20 protein-coding genes and 1 pseudogene are annotated in these 16,406 nt (G+C 44.0%); 4 read left to right on the top strand and 17 right to left on the bottom strand.

The features are described from left to right. Positions 1–57: 57 nt before the first annotated feature. Complete coding sequence (locus BV11031_RS07295) at positions 58–234, bottom strand: YozD family protein (protein WP_003241581.1); 177 nt, start codon at positions 232–234, stop codon at positions 58–60. A 121-nt stretch (positions 235–355) separates the two neighbouring features. On the opposite strand from BV11031_RS07295, the gene BV11031_RS07290 reads away from it, so the two are divergent. Further along, the gene (locus BV11031_RS07290) at positions 356–499 is read left to right on the top strand and encodes a hypothetical protein (protein ID WP_121642743.1); all 144 of its coding nucleotides are present in this window, start codon (positions 356–358) and stop codon (positions 497–499) included. Here BV11031_RS07290 and BV11031_RS07285 read toward each other — a convergent pair. From BV11031_RS07285 to cgeC, 13 genes are all read right to left on the bottom strand, one after another. Next, positions 496–1,176: a hypothetical protein gene (locus BV11031_RS07285; RefSeq protein ID WP_121642744.1), complete on the bottom strand. Its 681-nt coding sequence runs from the start codon at positions 1,174–1,176 to the stop codon at positions 496–498. The genes BV11031_RS07290 and BV11031_RS07285 overlap by 4 nt on opposite strands. Positions 1,177–1,325: 149 nt before the next feature. Next, positions 1,326–1,550 carry a YozE family protein gene (locus BV11031_RS07275; protein WP_010331315.1) on the bottom strand — a complete coding sequence of 75 codons (225 nt, stop codon included), beginning with the start codon at positions 1,548–1,550 and terminating at the stop codon, positions 1,326–1,328. Positions 1,551–1,636: 86 nt separating this feature from the next. Then, a complete protein-coding gene (locus tag BV11031_RS07270) occupies positions 1,637–1,915 on the bottom strand; it encodes a YokU family protein (RefSeq protein WP_010331316.1) in 279 nt (92 codons plus the stop codon). Further along, positions 1,912–3,327, bottom strand: a complete 1,416-nt coding sequence (gene kamA / locus BV11031_RS07265) for a lysine 2,3-aminomutase (RefSeq protein WP_010331317.1) — start codon at positions 3,325–3,327, stop codon at positions 1,912–1,914. The genes BV11031_RS07270 and kamA overlap by 4 nt, the downstream gene beginning before the upstream one ends. 29 nt (positions 3,328–3,356) lie before the next feature. Further along, positions 3,357–4,184, bottom strand: coding sequence for a putative beta-lysine N-acetyltransferase (gene ablB / locus BV11031_RS07260; protein WP_010331318.1), 828 nt, complete (start codon positions 4,182–4,184; stop codon positions 3,357–3,359). Then, complete coding sequence (locus tag BV11031_RS07255) at positions 4,162–5,478, bottom strand: peptidase (protein ID WP_082246418.1); 1,317 nt, start codon at positions 5,476–5,478, stop codon at positions 4,162–4,164. The genes ablB and BV11031_RS07255 overlap by 23 nt, the downstream gene beginning before the upstream one ends. Positions 5,479–5,485: 7 nt before the next feature. After that, positions 5,486–6,139: a 3-oxoacid CoA-transferase subunit B gene (locus tag BV11031_RS07250; RefSeq protein WP_010331320.1), complete on the bottom strand. Its 654-nt coding sequence runs from the start codon at positions 6,137–6,139 to the stop codon at positions 5,486–5,488. Next, entirely contained in the window at positions 6,124–6,813 is a 690-nt protein-coding gene (locus BV11031_RS07245; RefSeq protein WP_010331321.1) for a CoA transferase subunit A, read from the bottom strand. The genes BV11031_RS07250 and BV11031_RS07245 overlap by 16 nt, the downstream gene beginning before the upstream one ends. Positions 6,814–6,830: 17 nt before the next feature. Continuing rightward, on the bottom strand, positions 6,831–8,153 hold the full coding sequence (locus BV11031_RS07240) for an aspartate aminotransferase family protein (RefSeq protein ID WP_010331322.1): 1,323 nt from the start codon (positions 8,151–8,153) through the stop codon (positions 6,831–6,833). 127 nt (positions 8,154–8,280) lie between these two features. Then, positions 8,281–8,394, bottom strand: coding sequence for a YjcZ family sporulation protein (locus tag BV11031_RS07230; RefSeq protein WP_039074280.1), 114 nt, complete (start codon positions 8,392–8,394; stop codon positions 8,281–8,283). Between the two features lie 79 nt (positions 8,395–8,473). Further along, complete coding sequence (locus tag BV11031_RS07225) at positions 8,474–9,253, bottom strand: spore maturation N-acetyltransferase CgeE (RefSeq protein ID WP_010331324.1); 780 nt, start codon at positions 9,251–9,253, stop codon at positions 8,474–8,476. A gap of 28 nt (positions 9,254–9,281) precedes the next feature. Next, on the bottom strand, positions 9,282–10,562 hold the full coding sequence (locus BV11031_RS07220) for a spore maturation glycosyltransferase CgeD (protein WP_010331325.1): 1,281 nt from the start codon (positions 10,560–10,562) through the stop codon (positions 9,282–9,284). Between the two features lie 64 nt (positions 10,563–10,626). Further along, positions 10,627–10,929 (bottom strand): spore maturation protein CgeC, encoded by a 303-nt coding sequence (cgeC, locus tag BV11031_RS07215; RefSeq protein ID WP_121642750.1) that lies wholly within the window; start codon positions 10,927–10,929, stop codon positions 10,627–10,629. Between the two features lie 205 nt (positions 10,930–11,134). Here cgeC and cgeA point away from each other — a divergent pair, with 205 nt between their 5' ends. Both cgeA and BV11031_RS07205 read left to right on the top strand, forming a co-directional pair. After that, positions 11,135–11,527: a spore crust protein CgeA gene (gene cgeA, locus BV11031_RS07210; protein WP_010331326.1), complete on the top strand. Its 393-nt coding sequence runs from the start codon at positions 11,135–11,137 to the stop codon at positions 11,525–11,527. Positions 11,528–11,533: 6 nt separating this feature from the next. Next, positions 11,534–12,487 carry a spore maturation protein CgeB gene (locus tag BV11031_RS07205; protein ID WP_026014583.1) on the top strand — a complete coding sequence of 318 codons (954 nt, stop codon included), beginning with the start codon at positions 11,534–11,536 and terminating at the stop codon, positions 12,485–12,487. Between the two features lie 258 nt (positions 12,488–12,745). On the opposite strand, the pseudogene BV11031_RS07200 reads toward BV11031_RS07205, so the two are convergent. The 3 genes and pseudogenes from BV11031_RS07200 to msrA all read right to left on the bottom strand — a co-directional run bounded on the left by BV11031_RS07200 (position 12,746) and on the right by msrA (position 15,848). Next, positions 12,746–13,893, bottom strand: a pseudogene (locus BV11031_RS07200) (phytase). A 986-nt stretch (positions 13,894–14,879) separates the two neighbouring features. Further along, a complete protein-coding gene (msrB, locus tag BV11031_RS07195) occupies positions 14,880–15,314 on the bottom strand; it encodes a peptide-methionine (R)-S-oxide reductase MsrB (protein WP_010331329.1) in 435 nt (144 codons plus the stop codon). After that, complete coding sequence (msrA, locus tag BV11031_RS07190; protein ID WP_010331330.1) at positions 15,315–15,848, bottom strand: peptide-methionine (S)-S-oxide reductase MsrA; 534 nt, start codon at positions 15,846–15,848, stop codon at positions 15,315–15,317. A gap of 128 nt (positions 15,849–15,976) precedes the next feature. Here msrA and BV11031_RS07185 point away from each other — a divergent pair, with 128 nt between their 5' ends. Further along, the gene (locus BV11031_RS07185; RefSeq protein WP_039074221.1) at positions 15,977–16,402 is read left to right on the top strand and encodes a MarR family transcriptional regulator; all 426 of its coding nucleotides are present in this window, start codon (positions 15,977–15,979) and stop codon (positions 16,400–16,402) included. Positions 16,403–16,406 lie beyond the last annotated feature (4 nt).

The raw sequence follows: 16,406 nt of genomic DNA, 5'->3' as shown, positions 1-16,406 counted from the left end.
ACAGAATTCATAGAACACGAATAATAAAACCGGAGCTGACCACTCCGGCTTTAAGCTTCAATCATCTTCATCCAGCTCTTCATCTATCATACATTTTTCTATCAAATAATCAAAGGTAATGTCAGCGATTTCAAACAGCTCATCCTCACTCGGTATGTAGCCCCGTCGCGCAAGCTCTCTGTAAAAAAATTCAGCGATTTCTTCCGTATCAATCACAAGATCTATTTCTTTCATCTCCGTACCGCCTCCTTTTTTATGTTTTATGAAAAAACAGGCTGAATTATACCCGGTGTTCTAAACAATTCTTTCAATCATATACATTGAATAAAAAACAAGCCATGGGAGGCTGACAGGAATGATTGCTAAAATGATGGAAGCACTGGACGGAGAAAGATTCGATATCATCATGGAAAAAACGCTTAAAGGAATGACGCATGTGATGATGTGGGGCTGTCTGCCTTATTTTTTATATGTCTTGATCTGCATGTTCACAAACTAACTGAAATGCTCTTTTAAACTTTCCAAAACAAACATCATCATATCCTTATATTCTTCATCTCGAAACATGTCATACAGAATTTTGTAGTCGTTATAAATATCGAGAAGCTCATCAACAATTGATACAGCAAGGATGTGAAGGGTATCTTGATCTTCATCATCGCCTTCAAACTGAAGAAGAGCAGACGATGCAATATCTTCGCCGATCTCATGGCCAGTTTCTCCGACATAGTGGACAAACAACAGCTGGTGTACAAACTGGTCCATTTCATATTTTCTTAGCACCAGCGTGAGATCCTCTTCCTCCGTTTCAAGCCACTCTCCATCCTTTAAACGGGTCAGCTCATATATGATATCTTCCCAACCATCTTCTAAATATCTCCAAATTTCTGTTCTGTGGCCGATAATGCGAAAGAGTTCTTTTCCATAATCTTTTACATAAACAACATCCCCAATAAGGAATTCATACTCAATATCCAGCTTTTCCATGTCGACAATGACACCCTCATAATCTTTGTACAGCTGAATGGACGATTCAAAGTATAAGACTTCATTATGATTGACTTCATAAAGATAGTGATGATCAATTTGGTGTACTTTTGTGATGGTGCCGACTGTTCCATACATAATGACGACTACGACATCCCCTACTTGGAATTTCGGTTTATTTTGCTTCATGGTGTCTCCCCCTCGCCGCAACATTTCTCATACGCTATCGTATGCCGGGTGACGCCAATTCGCATGGGCATGAAAACCAAAGGAAATATCCAATTATGGTTAGATTAGGACATAAAAAAATCCGCAGGAATCTGCGGACGAAACAGCTATTATCTGCCGTGAACTTCAGCCTCGTATTGATCCCAAGCTTCATCAAACGTCGCCATCGTGTGAAGGTAATCAGCGTTCAGCTCCAAATATGAACTGATTTCATGATAATCGGTTGAGGTTTTCGGAAAGCTGTGATCCTCATACGCCTGATTGGCAAATTCACTGATGCTGTCCTGCGGCTTCGGGTGTCTATATTTCAATAAATAGTGATAAAAGGATTTCATGGGTTTCCCCTCCTGATGTCTGTCTTTTGTTGTTCTATTATACAGTTCAAGTGTAAAAATACAACAAAAGAATACCGAAACATCATTCAGGAGAAGTCAAAATAGTTGCGTTTCAGAATCCTTTCTGTCTCCATGAGCTGCTGGTAGGTCAGGCTTTGAGGCAGTTTTTTTGTTTGAATCAAAAGCAGCTGATCCTCAATCATCTTTATTGTGGCTTCCTCCTGATAGGTCATTCCGCAGGAAGCACACACCATGGCGGGGGTGTCAGTCAGCTCTATGGCTCTTGTTCCGTCAGGGAGCTCCCAGTACACCGTGTTCCTGCCGGGTACTGCTTCAAGCTCGCCGCACCATTCGCATGTTTTCATGAAGAATCCCCTCCGTTTTCAGCCTCTTTCTGTTTTTTCTGTTGCGCCAAAAATTTCTTTTCTTTAAGCTGATCTCTTTTCTCACGCCGATCTTTTAATGTTTCATGCTCCGGATTCGCTGTAAACGCCTCACGCCTTTTGATTCTGGCTACGTTTTCCGGTGTAAATGAAACCTCTTTGTCAGCAAAAATGGCACTCAGTCCAATTGGCTCCTTTTTGTCAGCGATGTCAGGAAAAACGGACGCAAAATAGGCGTCAGCCTGATTAGGAATGTAATTCTCCGGTTCTGGATATGACGTAATCACACCTTCAAAATTTCTTAAGATGACTTTGTCAGGGCTTTGCGACAGGACATAGTTTGGCTGCAGGGCGATTTTCCCCCCGCCGCCCGGTGCGTCAACGACAAAGGTCGGAACCGCATAGCCCGAGGTATGGCCACGCAGCCCTTCAATAATCTCCAAACCTTTGGAAACAGGAGCTCTGAAATGTCCGATCCCCTCTGACAGATCACATTGATAAATATAATACGGACGGACTCTTATTTTTACCAAGTCGTGCATGAGTTTTTTCATGATGGGAATCGAATCATTAATACCGGCTAACACGACGGCCTGATTTCCGACCGGCACTCCCGCATTCACCAGCTTTTCACAGGCCTCAACGGATTCCTCTGTCATTTCGATGCTTGTATTGAAATGGGTGTTCAGCCAGACTGGATGATATTTTTTCAAGATCTCGCACAGCTGATCGGTAATGCGCTGCGGAAAGACGACCGGAGCCCTCGTTCCGATTCTAATGACTTCCAGATGCGGAATGCTGCGCAGCTCTTTTAAAATGTATTCTAAAATTTGGTCATTGATTAGCAGTCCGTCACCGCCTGAAATTAAACAATCGCGGATTTCAGGTGTTTCCCGGATATAAGCAATTGCAGCATCAAGCTGTTTTTTAGGAACTCCCATTCCGATTTGTCCGGAAAAACGCCTTCTTGTGCAGTAGCGGCAGTACATGGAACATTGATTGGTGACAAGAAACAGCACACGATCGGGATAGCGGTGTGTCAGTCCGGGTACCGGTGAATCTTCATCCTCATGGAGGGGATCTTCCAGATCGTATTTTGTTTTGTGCATTTCTTCAGAAAGAGGTACAGACTGCATGCGGACCGGGCATCTCGGGTTATCGGGGTCCATTAAAGAAGCATAATATGGTGTAATATTTAAGGGGATCGTTTTGGTTGAAATTCTGACGCCTTCCTCTTCGTCCTCGGTCAAGTGAATGACTTTTTTCAAATCATCTAACGTTCTTACCGTATGTGTAAGCTGCCAAAGCCAATCGTTCCATTTCTCTTCCGGAACGTCCTTCCATAATTCTATCTCCTTCCAATGCCGTTTCGGTTTATACCATTTGCTCTCCAAATGAATTCCTCCTCGTGCATCTTTTTGACTTACAGGTGCTTGCACCAAATATTCATGTTTTCAAGACCTTCCGCTATATAGCAATTATTAATCAGCCTTCCGCCATACTGATAACCGGAATGATACAATACAGCATTCATCCCAAAAGAGGCAGCCCGGGCGAGAGAAAACACGTGAAAGATTGCTTTCTCGGCCATTTCTTTTTCTAATGCCTCGATTAAAAAGCTTGTCAGCGAATGGCCTCGATATTCCGGAAGCACAGCGCAGTCGGTTATTTCTGCATGCCCGAGCTCTGGATTGATGTCTGCGCTTGCTGCGCTGATCAGGCGGTCATGATCAAACATGGCATAATACATCACATTTTCATTCATCGTCTTTTCAATGTATGCGGGATCAAATACAGGGGTCGGGTACGTACGGAATACTTTTTTAAACAACATCGAAAGCTGATACATGTCGTTTATTTCCGCTTTTCTCATCGTAAAGTTTGGACTGTTTTCGCTACAGGGGTGAGGTGCTGTGCGGTATAAGGCTTCGATCATCTCCTGTTCCTTTATATATGAATCTGTTTGCCTGCGTTTTTCTGTGAGGTAACGCGCCATGACACAAGCCGAGTGGCCGAGATAATAGCCCTCGAGAAAACCCTCCGGCGCAAACAATTGTCTGGCAAGCACAGCTTCATCTTGCTGTTTCGTATAGACGATGATTTTTTCCGCATCCTCTTCTTTTGCCGCTGCCACGATATCAGGCAGGGCCTGCTCAATAGCGCCGTCATAACGGACAACTCTTATTCGCCTATTAAAGCTGTCATGGTCCAGAACAGCTGTGACACCATTACTCATTATCGACTTGAGCATCCTCATTCTCCCCCTCCCCGCCTGTATGAAGCCCGCACCAATCGATCACAAAAAGAGCGATAATCTTAGCAGATTCTAGCATGGCTTCAATCTCAATGTATTCATTTGCTTGATGAGCTGTTTTTGTTTCTCCGGGCCCGAAAACGATCACAGGCGTATCGCCTGCATGATATAAAAGCCCTCCATCCGTTCCCCATGGCGAGGCTTCGATGATCGGCTCTGTCTGTTTCATTTTTTGATAGGCTGATTGCAGCACTGAAATCAAAGGATGGTCATTAGGCAAATCGTTCGGAAGCCATTGAGCGCCGAACCATTCAACTTTAATCGGATGGCGTTTAAACCATTCATCACGGTAATCTAAATCCTTCAGCCAGTTTTCCAATTCAAGTTTTACTGCTTCTGGCTTCTCATGGGGCGCAATTCCGCATCTCCCTTCTATGACGACACGGTCTGCAACTGAAGAAGGCCACGCTCCGCCTGAGATGGTGCCGATATTCACCGGTACAGGTATTGGGACATTGTCGTACAGCGGATCTGAGATTCTGGCATTGCGGACTTTTTCCAGCTCCTGTATGGCTCTGATCACATGCATGCTTTTTTCAATCGCGCTTACCCCTTCATAGCGTGTGCCTCCATGTGCCGCTAATCCCTTCACTGTGATCCGAAACCACATCGACCCCTGCTGCTTTATAAAAAGTTTCATGTTCGTCGGTTCCGGAATCAGCGCCCCGTCAGCACGATATCCTCTCATGATGGCAGACAGTGTTCCCGCTCCGCCGCACTCTTCATCGACAACACTTTGAAACAACACATCACCTTTTAATTTGACATCGCAGGCGTTCAGGGCTTCTAAAGCAAAAAGAAGGGCTGTATTGCCTCCCTTCATATCCGTTGAGCCGCGGCCGTATATTTTACCGTTTTCTTCGACAGCTTGAAACGGTTCATGCTTCCAATCCTTCACGCTTCCTTCAGGCACAACATCGATATGGCCGTTTAAAATCAGCGACCGGCCCCCGCCCGCTCCCGTTTTTTTTGCAACGATGTTCGGACTCTCATGAAAATCGGAGCGGTCTGATTTAAAGTAGGGATGCTGTTTTAATTGCTTTAGGCTTGGCTCCCACACGTCAATGTCCATATGAAATTGCCGCAGTTTTTCCAGCACAACAGCTTGGGCATTAAATTCTGAACCCAATGTGCTTTTTTCTCCAATCAGCCTTTTGAGAAGACGAATGGCTTTGGCCGAATGCTGATCAAGCCACTCGATTACTTTTTTCTCAATGTCTTGCATCCTCATTCCCCCTTTAAGAAAAAGGCATATCTATTTTGATTTCAGCTTCAGTCAGCCTTGTCACCTCGGTGATTGTCGAGCCATTCATCAGCTCTTTTAAAATGAAATGACGGCCATCGACCTCAAGAACCGCTTTTTCAGTAATGATCATATCTACACAGCCTGCCGCCGTTAACGGGAGCGTGCATGTTTCTGTTAATTTGGGCCTTCCCTTTTGATCTGTATGACTCATGACGACAACCACTTTTTTCGCTTTTTGGGCCAGTTCCATCGCACCACCCATACCCGGCACCTTTTTTCCCGGGACAAGCCAATTCGCCAAATCGCCTGACTGGCTGACCTGCAGGGCACCTAAAATGGTAATGTCAATTTTGCCTCTTCTGATCATCGCAAAAGACACCGTTGTATCAAAATAAGACGCTCCGTTAACAGCGCGGACCGGAAATCCAGCCGCGTTGCATAAATGTTCATCCTCATCTCCCTTTTCAGGGCTTTCGCCAATTCCGAGCACACCGTTTTCAGCCTGCAGCATGACCTGCATACCAGGCGGCAAAAAGTTTGGCACCAAAGATGGGATGCCAATACCGAGATTCACAATCATGCCCGGCTTGATTTCAGATGCGGCCCGTTTTGCGATCTGTTCTCTCTCTGCTACTCCCAAGCCCATTTCCACTTCACTCCTTCGCTTCTCACTACCCCCTCGACAAAAACCCCCGGTGTAACAATCCTTTCTTCTGAAATCTCTCCCATCGGGACGATACGCTGAGCTTCGGCAAAGGTTCTCCTTGCGGCCATCGCCATAAGCGGATTCATATTGCGCGCTGTTTTGTCATACGTTAAATTGCCAAATTCATCTGCAATGTGCGCATTGATGAAAGCAAAATCAGCCGTCAGCGCCTCTTCAATCAAATATCGCTTTCCTGCCATAGACATGATGTTCTTTCCCTCACAAACCATTTGATTATCAATCCCCACGTCAGTTAAAATGCCGCCGAGCCCCGCTCCACCGGCGCGAATCCGTTCTGCAAGCGTTCCCTGGGGTGAAAATTGAACCTCTAACGTCCCGTCTGTCATTTGTTTTCCCGCTACTGGATTAGAACCGATATGCGATGCGATCAGGGTTTTGACTCGTTGATTGACAATAAGCGGCCCGATCCCTATTTCCGGAAACCCGGCATCATTGCAAATAACGGTTAAATCCGTTACACCGCTGTCTAATATAGCTTCAATCAATGAAGGAGGTGAGCCGACTCCTCCAAAACCGCCAAACATCAGGACCGATCCGTCCTGGACATCTGCAATTGCCGTTTCGATGCTGATTGTTTTTTGAAATGGCGCCATTTGATTTCAATCCCTTTTCAGTTTTTTTCAATCGCTGCAACTGTTTCTGAAAAAATTGATATGAGTTCTTCAGTCTCACAATCTGAAATGGTAAAAGGCGGTGCAATAATGACAGCATCTCCTTCCCCGCTGTCTATTCCCGCTTTGGCAGGATAAACAATCAGTCCGCGTTTTTTCGCCTCGGCTACAATACGCTGGGTAATAGTCTGCTCTGGCGAAAAAACGTTCCTCGTGTTCTTGTCAGCTACAAATTCTATGCCTAATAGCAGTCCTTTCCCTCGTACATCACCAATGATGCTGCTTTGAGAAGCTGCCTCAATAAGCTTCTTTTTCAGCACAGCTCCCTTTTTTTCTGATTGCTTGATCAAGCCGTGCTTTAACACATACCGCAAAACTTCCAGAGCCGCTTTGGCTGAATAGGGATGTGCACTATATGTGTGGCCGCTCATAATCACACCCGAACCTTGTTTTATCGTTTCAATAATAGGATCTGATACAACGGCAGCAGCAATAGGCGCATACCCCGCACCAAGGCCCTTACCCAGTACAGCTATATCAGGAACGGTGTGCCAATGCTCTGTCGCGAGCATCCTCCCTGTTCTTCCAAGACCTGTCATCACTTCATCTGCAATAAAGAGTATTTCGTGTGTGCGGCATACCTCACTTAATCTCTCATAATATCCCGGTGGCGGAGTTATCGCTGCACCTGCGGCACCGATAATAGGCTCAGCCACAAAGGCGGCGATAAATTGGCTTCCGATTCTTCTGATGGCCGTTTCCAGTTCATCAGCGGCAGTTTGAACAATTTCTTCTGCCGTCCTATCATTCAGCCGATACATGTGGGGAGCTGAGGTAGCGGGATATCGCTCAATGAGATGGGTGAATCGGTATCTCCTCTCATAAAAACCAGATAATGAAAGCGCTCCCAAAGTTATTCCGTGATAACTGCTCCACCGCGACAAAAAGATGGATTTTTGGGTTTGCTTTTTTTCCTGCCAATACTGAATGGCGATTTTCATCGCTGTTTCTATGGCTTCTGATCCGCTGTTGACAAAAAAAGACCAATTCACGTCTCCCGGCAGCTCCTGCGCTAAGAGAGCGGCTAATTGCTCGGCAGGCTCGCTCGTAAACTGTGAGCGGTAAGCAAAAGACACCTGATCAAGCTGTTCTTTCAGCCTCTCAGTCACATGACGAACCCCGTGGCCGATATTGCATGTCACCGCACCTGATGAGCCGTCAAGATATCTTTTTCCGGTCTGATCATAAACATATGAACCCTTCGCATGACTGACAACCGGATAGGCCGAACTAAGCTCCGGCTTAATCAAATAACTGCTCATGTTTCCACCTCAAAAACCCTTTTGACATATTATATGAGTGTCCAAATTGCGGCATGACGTTCACTGAAAAACTTTTCTCACAAAAAAGAGCCTTCCTGAATGGAAAGGCTCTTTTAAAAATTCATATTTAGCCAATAAAAGCGGCTCCGACAATAATTAATAAAATGAACAAGACAACAATCAATACAAACGTATTTGTCCCGCAGCCAGTTCCGTAACCGTATCCAGCGTATCCATGCATGCTGTTTTCATCCTTTCTTATCACGATATACGGCATGTTATGCGGGCCAAGTCCCAAATGGTTGGTACAAACGCCTATTTTAGGAAAGGAAATAATGAAAAACAGTGTGTATCCGCTCATATTTTTTAAATGTCAGCTTTTCGTAAAAATGGGTTGCACCGTCAGTGCTTGTAGCCACTAAATAGGCCGCTTCCATTCCGAGCGATTTTGCGATAGACAGCATTTCTTTCACTAAGATGCTGCCATAGCCCTTCCTTTGAAACTGATCCAAAATGGCAACTTCTTCGATTTTAGCCGTTTTTTCTTGCGGATGGATGAAAAGTTCGCCGCACCCAATGGGAACCTTCTGTGATGGATCGCTGTAACAAACAACAAGGATGACCGTACCCGTTTCATAAAAGGGATATTTTCTTTTTAATTTTTGTTCAGCAATCGCTTCCCCGATATAAATGGAATCATAAATTTTCATGATAGAAGATCCATCACTGAGACTTTTAGCCGTCCCCCATGCCGTTAACGGATGCCCCATCTGCCCTTTCCAATCACTAAGCTTCATGTCGTACAACAGCTCATCCTCGACAACAAACCCGCTTTTGACAAGGGATTGCTTCAACCCGAGCGGAAAAACATGCTGCGGCGCCGCTTTTAAATGGAGATAATTTGCATGAAGCAGCTTTGGTACGGATGGCAAAAAGTCCAATAACCGCTTCAATGGAAACGTATCATGGAGCTGAACAAAGTTATGAGAAAAAATGTGCGGCAGCTTCGGATCTCTATATACGCTGTAATGATCAAACGAAGCCGATTCAGACGTTAACAATATATATTGATGTTCTGTTTTTGAATAGTCTCCTGTCATGAACGTCTCCTTTTTATGGCCTGTGCCTTTACTCAGCTGCAATATTCAATTTCTTTATAATCTCATCGTACACCGGATAAAACGGCTTTCCAATTGGAAATTGCTGAATATTTCGGAAAGAAGCGGGGATTGGCTTATGATATAAAAAGAATTTCCTTACTACTTGTTCACGAATTGGGTGAAAGACGCCGTTTAGAAACAAAAACGGCTCGCGTTCTATGAAAAAAAGCCTGCGTCCAGGCGGATTTTCGATCAAACCAGATCGTTCCCGCGTAATTGGCAGCCCTTCTGGCAGCGCCTTCAGTTCTTCTTCTCCAATGGTCACTATGTCTTTTCTTTTAAATTGATAAAACTGAAAAGCATACTGATCAGCAATTCGTCTTTTTTTTCCGGCTTCGATATAGAATATTGCAGGGTGGTCAGCTCCCTTTACTAAAATGTAGTTCGGAATGTTTAACATTTTCCCAATGTTATATTGGAATAAATACGGATCTGGAACGGCCACAGTCCGATTTAGATACAAAGAACCCCACCTTTCCCCGACAGGATGCCTCACACCCATATCAAAAAAATACACGTTTTGATCTGATCCTTTTACAAAAGATCCGTCAATCAAATCGGCGGGCAGAAACCGATACGCATTTTGAAACGAATCGGGGGTTTTATAGGTTGTATCTAATACTTCATTTATCGGCAGAAACGGAGCAAAGTTGTTCATTCTGGCCCAAAAAATTGAGTCGCCATGATTCCAATGCTTCATATCATCATCCCAATAGCTTCCATATTTATGGAGAATACGATCAAGTAACGAACGGCGATGCATAACTGAGCAATGATCGACTTGAAAAGCAGCCTGATGAAGCACTGTATTGGCATTTCTATAAAAATGGGAGATTGCCTCTCCCCTTTCGTTTACCTGTACAACTTTTTGTTTTGAATAAACAGCCTGCGCCTCAGGATGATGTGAAAACATCTCTACCATACGGCTCAGCCGCTCAGGATGATAAACAGTGTCATCAGTGAGATAGGAAATGAAATCGCCGTCGGCAAATGGGAGTGCACTGTTAATTAATGTGGCATAACGGGTGGTTTTTAATCGATCTGCGGGATGTACGAAACTATTTTCATAACGAACGCGAGGGTCATGAAGGTATTTATGAATCACTGCAATTGTTTCATCATTAGAATGATCATCCATGATCAAGAGCTCCCAGAGTTCATGCGTTTGCTTCATGACGCTTTCGATCGCTTTTTGCAGATAGTAAGGTTTATTATAACTCGTTAAAATAATGGACACTTTCTCTCCCAATATACAGCCCCCCTATCGTCACACATCAAAACGGCTCCGCAGCAAGCAGAGCCTCTGTCATCATTTAAAAAGCACCCCAGCTTACAATACTTGAAAGTGCGACATGAGATCTCGTATGATTTAACGGGTTTTGAAAAATAACCAAATCACTCAGAACCTCTTTTATGATGACGTTTTGAAGCGTCTCCCCATTTATCAGATGAACGGTTGAGACCGGTACGCCAAGCTCTTTTGCAAATACGAGCTGGCGCCTGAGATCAGATGGATGCTCAGTAGACGATTGGCGAATAAGCAAAATCAGCAAAAGCAAAATAAAATGCAGTTCATCTTGGTTTTCTTCTTGATTCACGTGGTTCTCAATATCCAAACATTCCCTCTCCTTTACCCTTATGCTCTGTTTCACAATATGACTGATTTCGATTTATGGTATAGGCTATGTCCACTCATTTAAAAAATCAGCATTTTCCTTAAATATATGAAAAATAGGTCAGGTACGGCATTCGACTCATACCAAATGGCGGCCTGAAGAATATGATTAACGTGAGTTCACTATTGAATAGGAGGTGTGTGTAATGAGCTCTGAAAACGCAGAGTTAAAAAAGGATTTGATTAAAACCCTTTTAAACCCTTTATTTCCAACTGCAACAGAAGGAGGAGAAAACGTGGAAAACCATCTTAAAGACTTGCTTGAAGCTGCAATCGATCAAAAAGTAGATCAAAGTGAAATGATTACGGCTGAATCTACTTCCCTTCCGGCAAGATGGATTTTTGCCAGAATTACGCCAGGCACTACAATCAGCATCGTAACTGATTCAGGTGACATGATCGGGCCAGTTGTTTTCGTTGCTTTTGATCAAATTCACGGCATCGTATTTGTAACACAGGAAAGCTCCGTCACGCCAGAAGGGCAAGCTACAACATTAATTGATGTCGACAAAGTAGAAAGCGTCACATTCTTTTCATAACATCTGATGAAAGTGTTGTATATCCAGTCGGGATACGGAGGAATATACAGTTATTTTGACCGCTGGGCTGAAGAATGTTTTCGTCATACTCATACAGAGTACATGTCTGCAGATATTCCGGAACCAGAATCTCTGGAGAACATCGAAGCGTTTCAGCCGGACTTCGCACTCATGATGGTTGGAGACCGCGTTCCTCACGACTGGCTGATCTGGTTAAAGGGTAAGGATATTCCCGTATATGTTTGGCTGACCGAAGACCCATTTTACATTGATATCAGTCTTCAGGTGATAAAGCACGCTGACGCCATATTAACGATTGAACAAAATGCCGCTCTCTATTATCAGGAGCTTGGCTGCCAGCACGTCTATTATGTTCCGATTCCAGTGAATCACCGGCTGTTTAAAAAAATGGACACAGATGATTCTTTTCATTCAAATCTGCTTATCATCGGCTATCCTTACCCTAACCGGGTTCAGCTTATGAAAGAAGCGGTGCATCTGCCTTTCACCGTTCGGGTTATCGGAAAGGAATGGAGAAAATACCTGCCGAATAAAGTGCTCAAACAGCCGCATATCGATGTCGTCAGCACATGGGTTCCGCCCGAACAGGCCGTCCATTATTATAACGGGGCAGACATCGTGATGAATGCGCATCGGCCCTATCATTTTGCTTTCAATCAAAATCATATCCGCCTCCAAAATGCCAGTTTTAATAACCGGACGTTTGATATAGCTGCATGCGAAGCATTTCAATTAACAGATTTACCCGCGGCACATCCTTTTTCATCCTTTATTTCTTATCACAGCATGAACGACTTTAAGGAAAAAGCCGCTTTCTATATCAACCACCCTGAGGAACGTCAAAAAGCAGCAGCAGCCAATTACAAAGAGACCGTGCCCGCATATACGTTTGATGAGCTTCCTGCAAAACTAAAGGCAATCCATCTGGCGCTTTCTTGAAAAATCGTTCATTGTGATGAACGATTTTTTCTGTACAGAAAAAAGCAGCCAAACAAGCTGCTTTCCAGATTGTTGACCAAATGCTGAAACGGTTTGGTCTTAGCGTTTGGTCAACTTTTTTCGTGGTGGAAAACCCTCGCTGTCTAGGAATAAAGAGTATTGGGCGCAGCGAATAGAAATTCGTGAACATCAACGCGCGGGACTGACAACGAATGGCTTGTCGACACGCTGAAAGCCAGCTGAATGTGCTTCTCTTTCTTAGCCGTCAGAACGGTCCTTCAGCTTCCTCGGATTCACCTGTTTATGAAAATCAGGCTTTCCTCCGAGATGCTGTGCAATCTGTTCCCATGACACAATTTTGAAGTTCTGATTGACGGCTTGTCCATTGTCAATATTTTCACCGTCCTGCGCCACAAAAATCCCGTACGGATATTTGGGGCCGAGTCCGAAACCGAGAACATCAATACCGTCCGTGTCACTAGTGCCGTCTATCTTTTCGCCATCTGCAATGTCAAAATTGGCTATGTAGCAATTGCTTCCCTGACGTTCATACATTGCATAGCTGTTATTTCCCTGACTTGAGGCCATGAGATATCCTTTGCCGTCTGGCGCATAATAGATCGTCAGTCCTTTAATGTCAGCTGTCAAGCGTTCTCCTGTCGCGCGGTCGACAACCCGTCCCTTTGATCCTCCGTCTGGCTCAGCATGAAATTTCCAGATGGCTTCATTTTCCTCTGCTATATACAAGTTCCCGTACTCATCATCAGCAACAAGGCCTTCTGTCTGTGAATTCAATTTAAATTCACGCACTAATTTCCCCGTTACATAATCCTTTCCATTATCAACAATTTCATATTGCTCGAATTCTCCCTGTTTGCCCGTCACTAATGCGTAAAATGCTCCTGTTTTCTGGCTGTGATACAGGCTGAACCCGTATACCTCGGAAATATCAGTTGAAATAGGATGGTGGGGACTGTAATGCTTTTCAACTTTCCTTTATCTCCGTCAATTGCATAGACTTCAATCGTATTTTTTCCTTCAGATCGGTTGGAGGCGGCAGCAATATCAATTTTTTCGCCGTTCAAAGGAAAATCATAACGCAGATCGACATTATTAAGCTTTCCAAACTCATAAGATTGAAGCTGTTTGCCGTTTAAATCATACACGACGAGTCCCGACTTCTTATTTGTCGTGATCAACTTGCTTTTTTCCGGATGCTTTTCATGAACCCAAATGGCCGGGTCATCTGCTGCGTCATCTCCAGAAGCGACAGGATCGGTCTCCGTTTGCGCCGTCACTTTAAAATGATGTTCCGCTTTCACATGATGTGCAGACACCGAGTGAGTTGTCAGGCTAGGCAATATACCCGCAGCAGTGCTTAGCAGCATTGTTTTTGAAACTTTCATTTTGTACCCTCCTCCTTCACTATCGCTTCTATTGTAAAATATATACAGGTGTTCAACCGTGAGGAAAATGAACCTTTTTTTGTAGTGTTTCTGCCTCATAAATCACTTTTCCCTATGAAGCACGTGAAATGGCTCCGTCAGAATTATTTTTACGGCACGAGAGTAAGATCATTATGAATATTTAGTACAACGTTTATTTAGTTTGCTTTATTGTCTGATTGCCCTTGATAGGGATTTTCTATAAAAAAAACACACTTTGTGAGTTGATCATTCCCATACATTTTTTTGAAAAGTAGGCGGCGGCTAAACGGCTTTCATTTGAACTCGTAAATGCGCACGACCACAGATGGGTATCACCGTTCTGTCATGTGAAGACATACATTAAAGCCATCCGGACCAATCTCATCGGCGGACAGGATGTGGCGGGGCTGCCCTTTTAAACCGGGGCCCGCATGTTATGGGTAAACCTGTATCGCCTATGAATACAATGGGTGCCACCAAGCTGTTATCTGAAAATCTGAAACCCCCACGTCCATAACAGAGAAACTGTGTTTTGGTCAGTAGGCTTCGAAAATGTTCCAGCTCCAAAGGATTCGGCCATTCCAATTTTATTTGCACAAAAGATGGAGCGTGATCCGCTAAAATCTCAGGCAAGAACATGACGCGGAGAAGCTTTTATTTTAAAATGAAATCATTGAAGAAGAATATGTATGCATCGCAGCACGGGCGGCCCACAGTGGAAACCAAACGTCCGGGTGAAAAGCAACACAAAGAATGAACGCCCCTACATGAAATTGATTCTCTGTATAAATGGCGCAAGCTTTAGACGATACTTCCAGAGCCTGAAAAACATCCTGATTTTCGCAAAGCCAATCTGCCAAATATCAATAGATTAAGCCCCTCTCATTAAGAAAGACAGAATTGCCCAATGAAAAAAAGGCAAAAAAACAAACCTGTCTATCCAGTAGGCAGGCTTGTTTTTTGTTTTATTTTTCAAAAAGATGCAGATAGCTTTCGTATCCTTCTTCTTTCAGCTTATCCTTCGGCACAAACCGCAGCGCCGCTGAGTTTATGCAGTAACGAAGCCCGCTTGGCCCCGGTCCGTCGTTAAATACATGGCCAAGATGAGAATCAGCCGTACGGCTTCTCACTTCTGTGCGAATCATGCCGTGGCTCGCGTCTAGTTTTTCTTCCACTTCTTCTTCTTCAATCGGCTTTGTAAAGCTTGGCCAGCCGCAGTGGGAATCAAATTTATCCTTGGATGTAAACAATGGCTTGCCTGACACAATGTCAACATAGAGCCCTTCTTCCTGATGATCCCAAAATTCATTTTGAAACGGCGGCTCTGTGCCGTTATTTTGCGTCACTTCATATTGCATGCGGTTTAGTGACTTGATTTTTTCTTCTTTATTGTACCCCATTTATTTCGCCCCCCAATGCTCACTGATAAATCCTGCTCGTCCAGACCCCGTCCGGTAGCGCTGATAATGTCCAGGATTCTTTTTATAAAAATGCTGATGGTAGTCTTCCGCTTCATAGAAAGGTTCAGCTTTTAAAATGTCCGTTACAATCGGATCCTTAAAGATGCCGCTATCTATCAGACGCTGCTTGGAAGCCTCCGCAAGCTCCTTTTGTTTATCATTATGATAAAAAATGGCTGCACGGTAGGAGCTGCCGCGATCCGCAAACTGGCCGCCGGCATCTGTCGGATCGATTTGCTGCCAAAATAATTCAAGCAGCTTTTCATAAGGAAACACATCAGGCTGAAACGTGATTTGAACGGCTTCACGATGTCCTGTCGTTTCACTGCACACCTCTTCATACGTAGGGTTTTCAGTATGGCCGCCTGTATACCCGGACACCACTTTTTCAATCCCCGGCTGTTCGTCAAAAGGTTTGACCATACACCAAAAACAGCCTCCTGCAAATGTGGCGATTTCTTTTTTTTCAGACATACTGGTGCCTCCTTTGTTCATACGTGGTATTATTATATTATAGCATGTAAAAATAGAATGAAAATGATTCTGCTTTTCATAAAATCTATAGGTTTTAAGCAATATGCTTATGTAATGGAGGTACAAATTTGAAAGTAAGAACACAGATGATGTACGATATGGAAAATTTACTCCGTAAAGTCTTTAAACAAATACGCAACGAAATCAATGAAATTCTTGATAAAGAGCTGTCACGGAATGAATTCACCATTCTGCGGATCCTCAGTGAACAAGGCCCTAAAAAGGTCACCGAATTTGCGCCTATTTTAGAGGTATCAGCAAGCCACATTACAGCTGTGACTGATGCGCTGGTGGAAAAGGAATGGATTACGAGAATCAGATCGAAGGAAGACAGGCGCATCATCCGCATTCATATCACCGAAGCGGGTGAAAAAGTCCTTCAGCATTTCAACGAGAAAAAAACAGAATATTTCTTTAAACGCTTTGACTGCTACACCGATGCCGAACTTGCCTCATTAATCGAGCTCTTCAGCAAACTTGATAAAAAGCGATGAAAAA

Source organism: Bacillus vallismortis (assembly GCF_004116955.1).
GTDB classification, from domain to species: domain Bacteria; phylum Bacillota; class Bacilli; order Bacillales; family Bacillaceae; genus Bacillus; species Bacillus vallismortis.
This window is presented reverse-complemented; position numbering and strand designations above follow the sequence as displayed.

Excerpts from the sequence above, each read along its gene's own strand:
- BV11031_RS07295 (WP_003241581.1), bottom strand. The coding sequence starts at position 234 with ATGAAAGAAATAGATCTTGTGATTGATACGGAAGAAATCGCTGAATTT.
- BV11031_RS07290 (WP_121642743.1), top strand. The coding sequence starts at position 356 with ATGATTGCTAAAATGATGGAAGCACTGGACGGAGAAAGATTCGATATC.
- BV11031_RS07285 (WP_121642744.1), bottom strand. The coding sequence starts at position 1,176 with ATGAAGCAAAATAAACCGAAATTCCAAGTAGGGGATGTCGTAGTCGTC.
- BV11031_RS07275 (WP_010331315.1), bottom strand. The coding sequence starts at position 1,550 with ATGAAATCCTTTTATCACTATTTATTGAAATATAGACACCCGAAGCCG.
- BV11031_RS07270 (WP_010331316.1), bottom strand. The coding sequence starts at position 1,915 with ATGAAAACATGCGAATGGTGCGGCGAGCTTGAAGCAGTACCCGGCAGG.
- ablB (WP_010331318.1), bottom strand. The coding sequence starts at position 4,184 with ATGCTCAAGTCGATAATGAGTAATGGTGTCACAGCTGTTCTGGACCAT.
- BV11031_RS07255 (WP_082246418.1), bottom strand. The coding sequence starts at position 5,478 with ATGAGGATGCAAGACATTGAGAAAAAAGTAATCGAGTGGCTTGATCAG.
- BV11031_RS07250 (WP_010331320.1), bottom strand. The coding sequence starts at position 6,139 with ATGGGCTTGGGAGTAGCAGAGAGAGAACAGATCGCAAAACGGGCCGCA.
- BV11031_RS07245 (WP_010331321.1), bottom strand. The coding sequence starts at position 6,813 with ATGGCGCCATTTCAAAAAACAATCAGCATCGAAACGGCAATTGCAGAT.
- BV11031_RS07240 (WP_010331322.1), bottom strand. The coding sequence starts at position 8,153 with ATGAGCAGTTATTTGATTAAGCCGGAGCTTAGTTCGGCCTATCCGGTT.
- BV11031_RS07230 (WP_039074280.1), bottom strand. The coding sequence starts at position 8,394 with ATGCATGGATACGCTGGATACGGTTACGGAACTGGCTGCGGGACAAAT.
- BV11031_RS07225 (WP_010331324.1), bottom strand. The coding sequence starts at position 9,253 with ATGACAGGAGACTATTCAAAAACAGAACATCAATATATATTGTTAACG.
- cgeA (WP_010331326.1), top strand. The coding sequence starts at position 11,135 with ATGAGCTCTGAAAACGCAGAGTTAAAAAAGGATTTGATTAAAACCCTT.
- BV11031_RS07205 (WP_026014583.1), top strand. The coding sequence starts at position 11,534 with ATGAAAGTGTTGTATATCCAGTCGGGATACGGAGGAATATACAGTTAT.
- msrB (WP_010331329.1), bottom strand. The coding sequence starts at position 15,314 with ATGGGGTACAATAAAGAAGAAAAAATCAAGTCACTAAACCGCATGCAA.
- msrA (WP_010331330.1), bottom strand. The coding sequence starts at position 15,848 with ATGTCTGAAAAAAAAGAAATCGCCACATTTGCAGGAGGCTGTTTTTGG.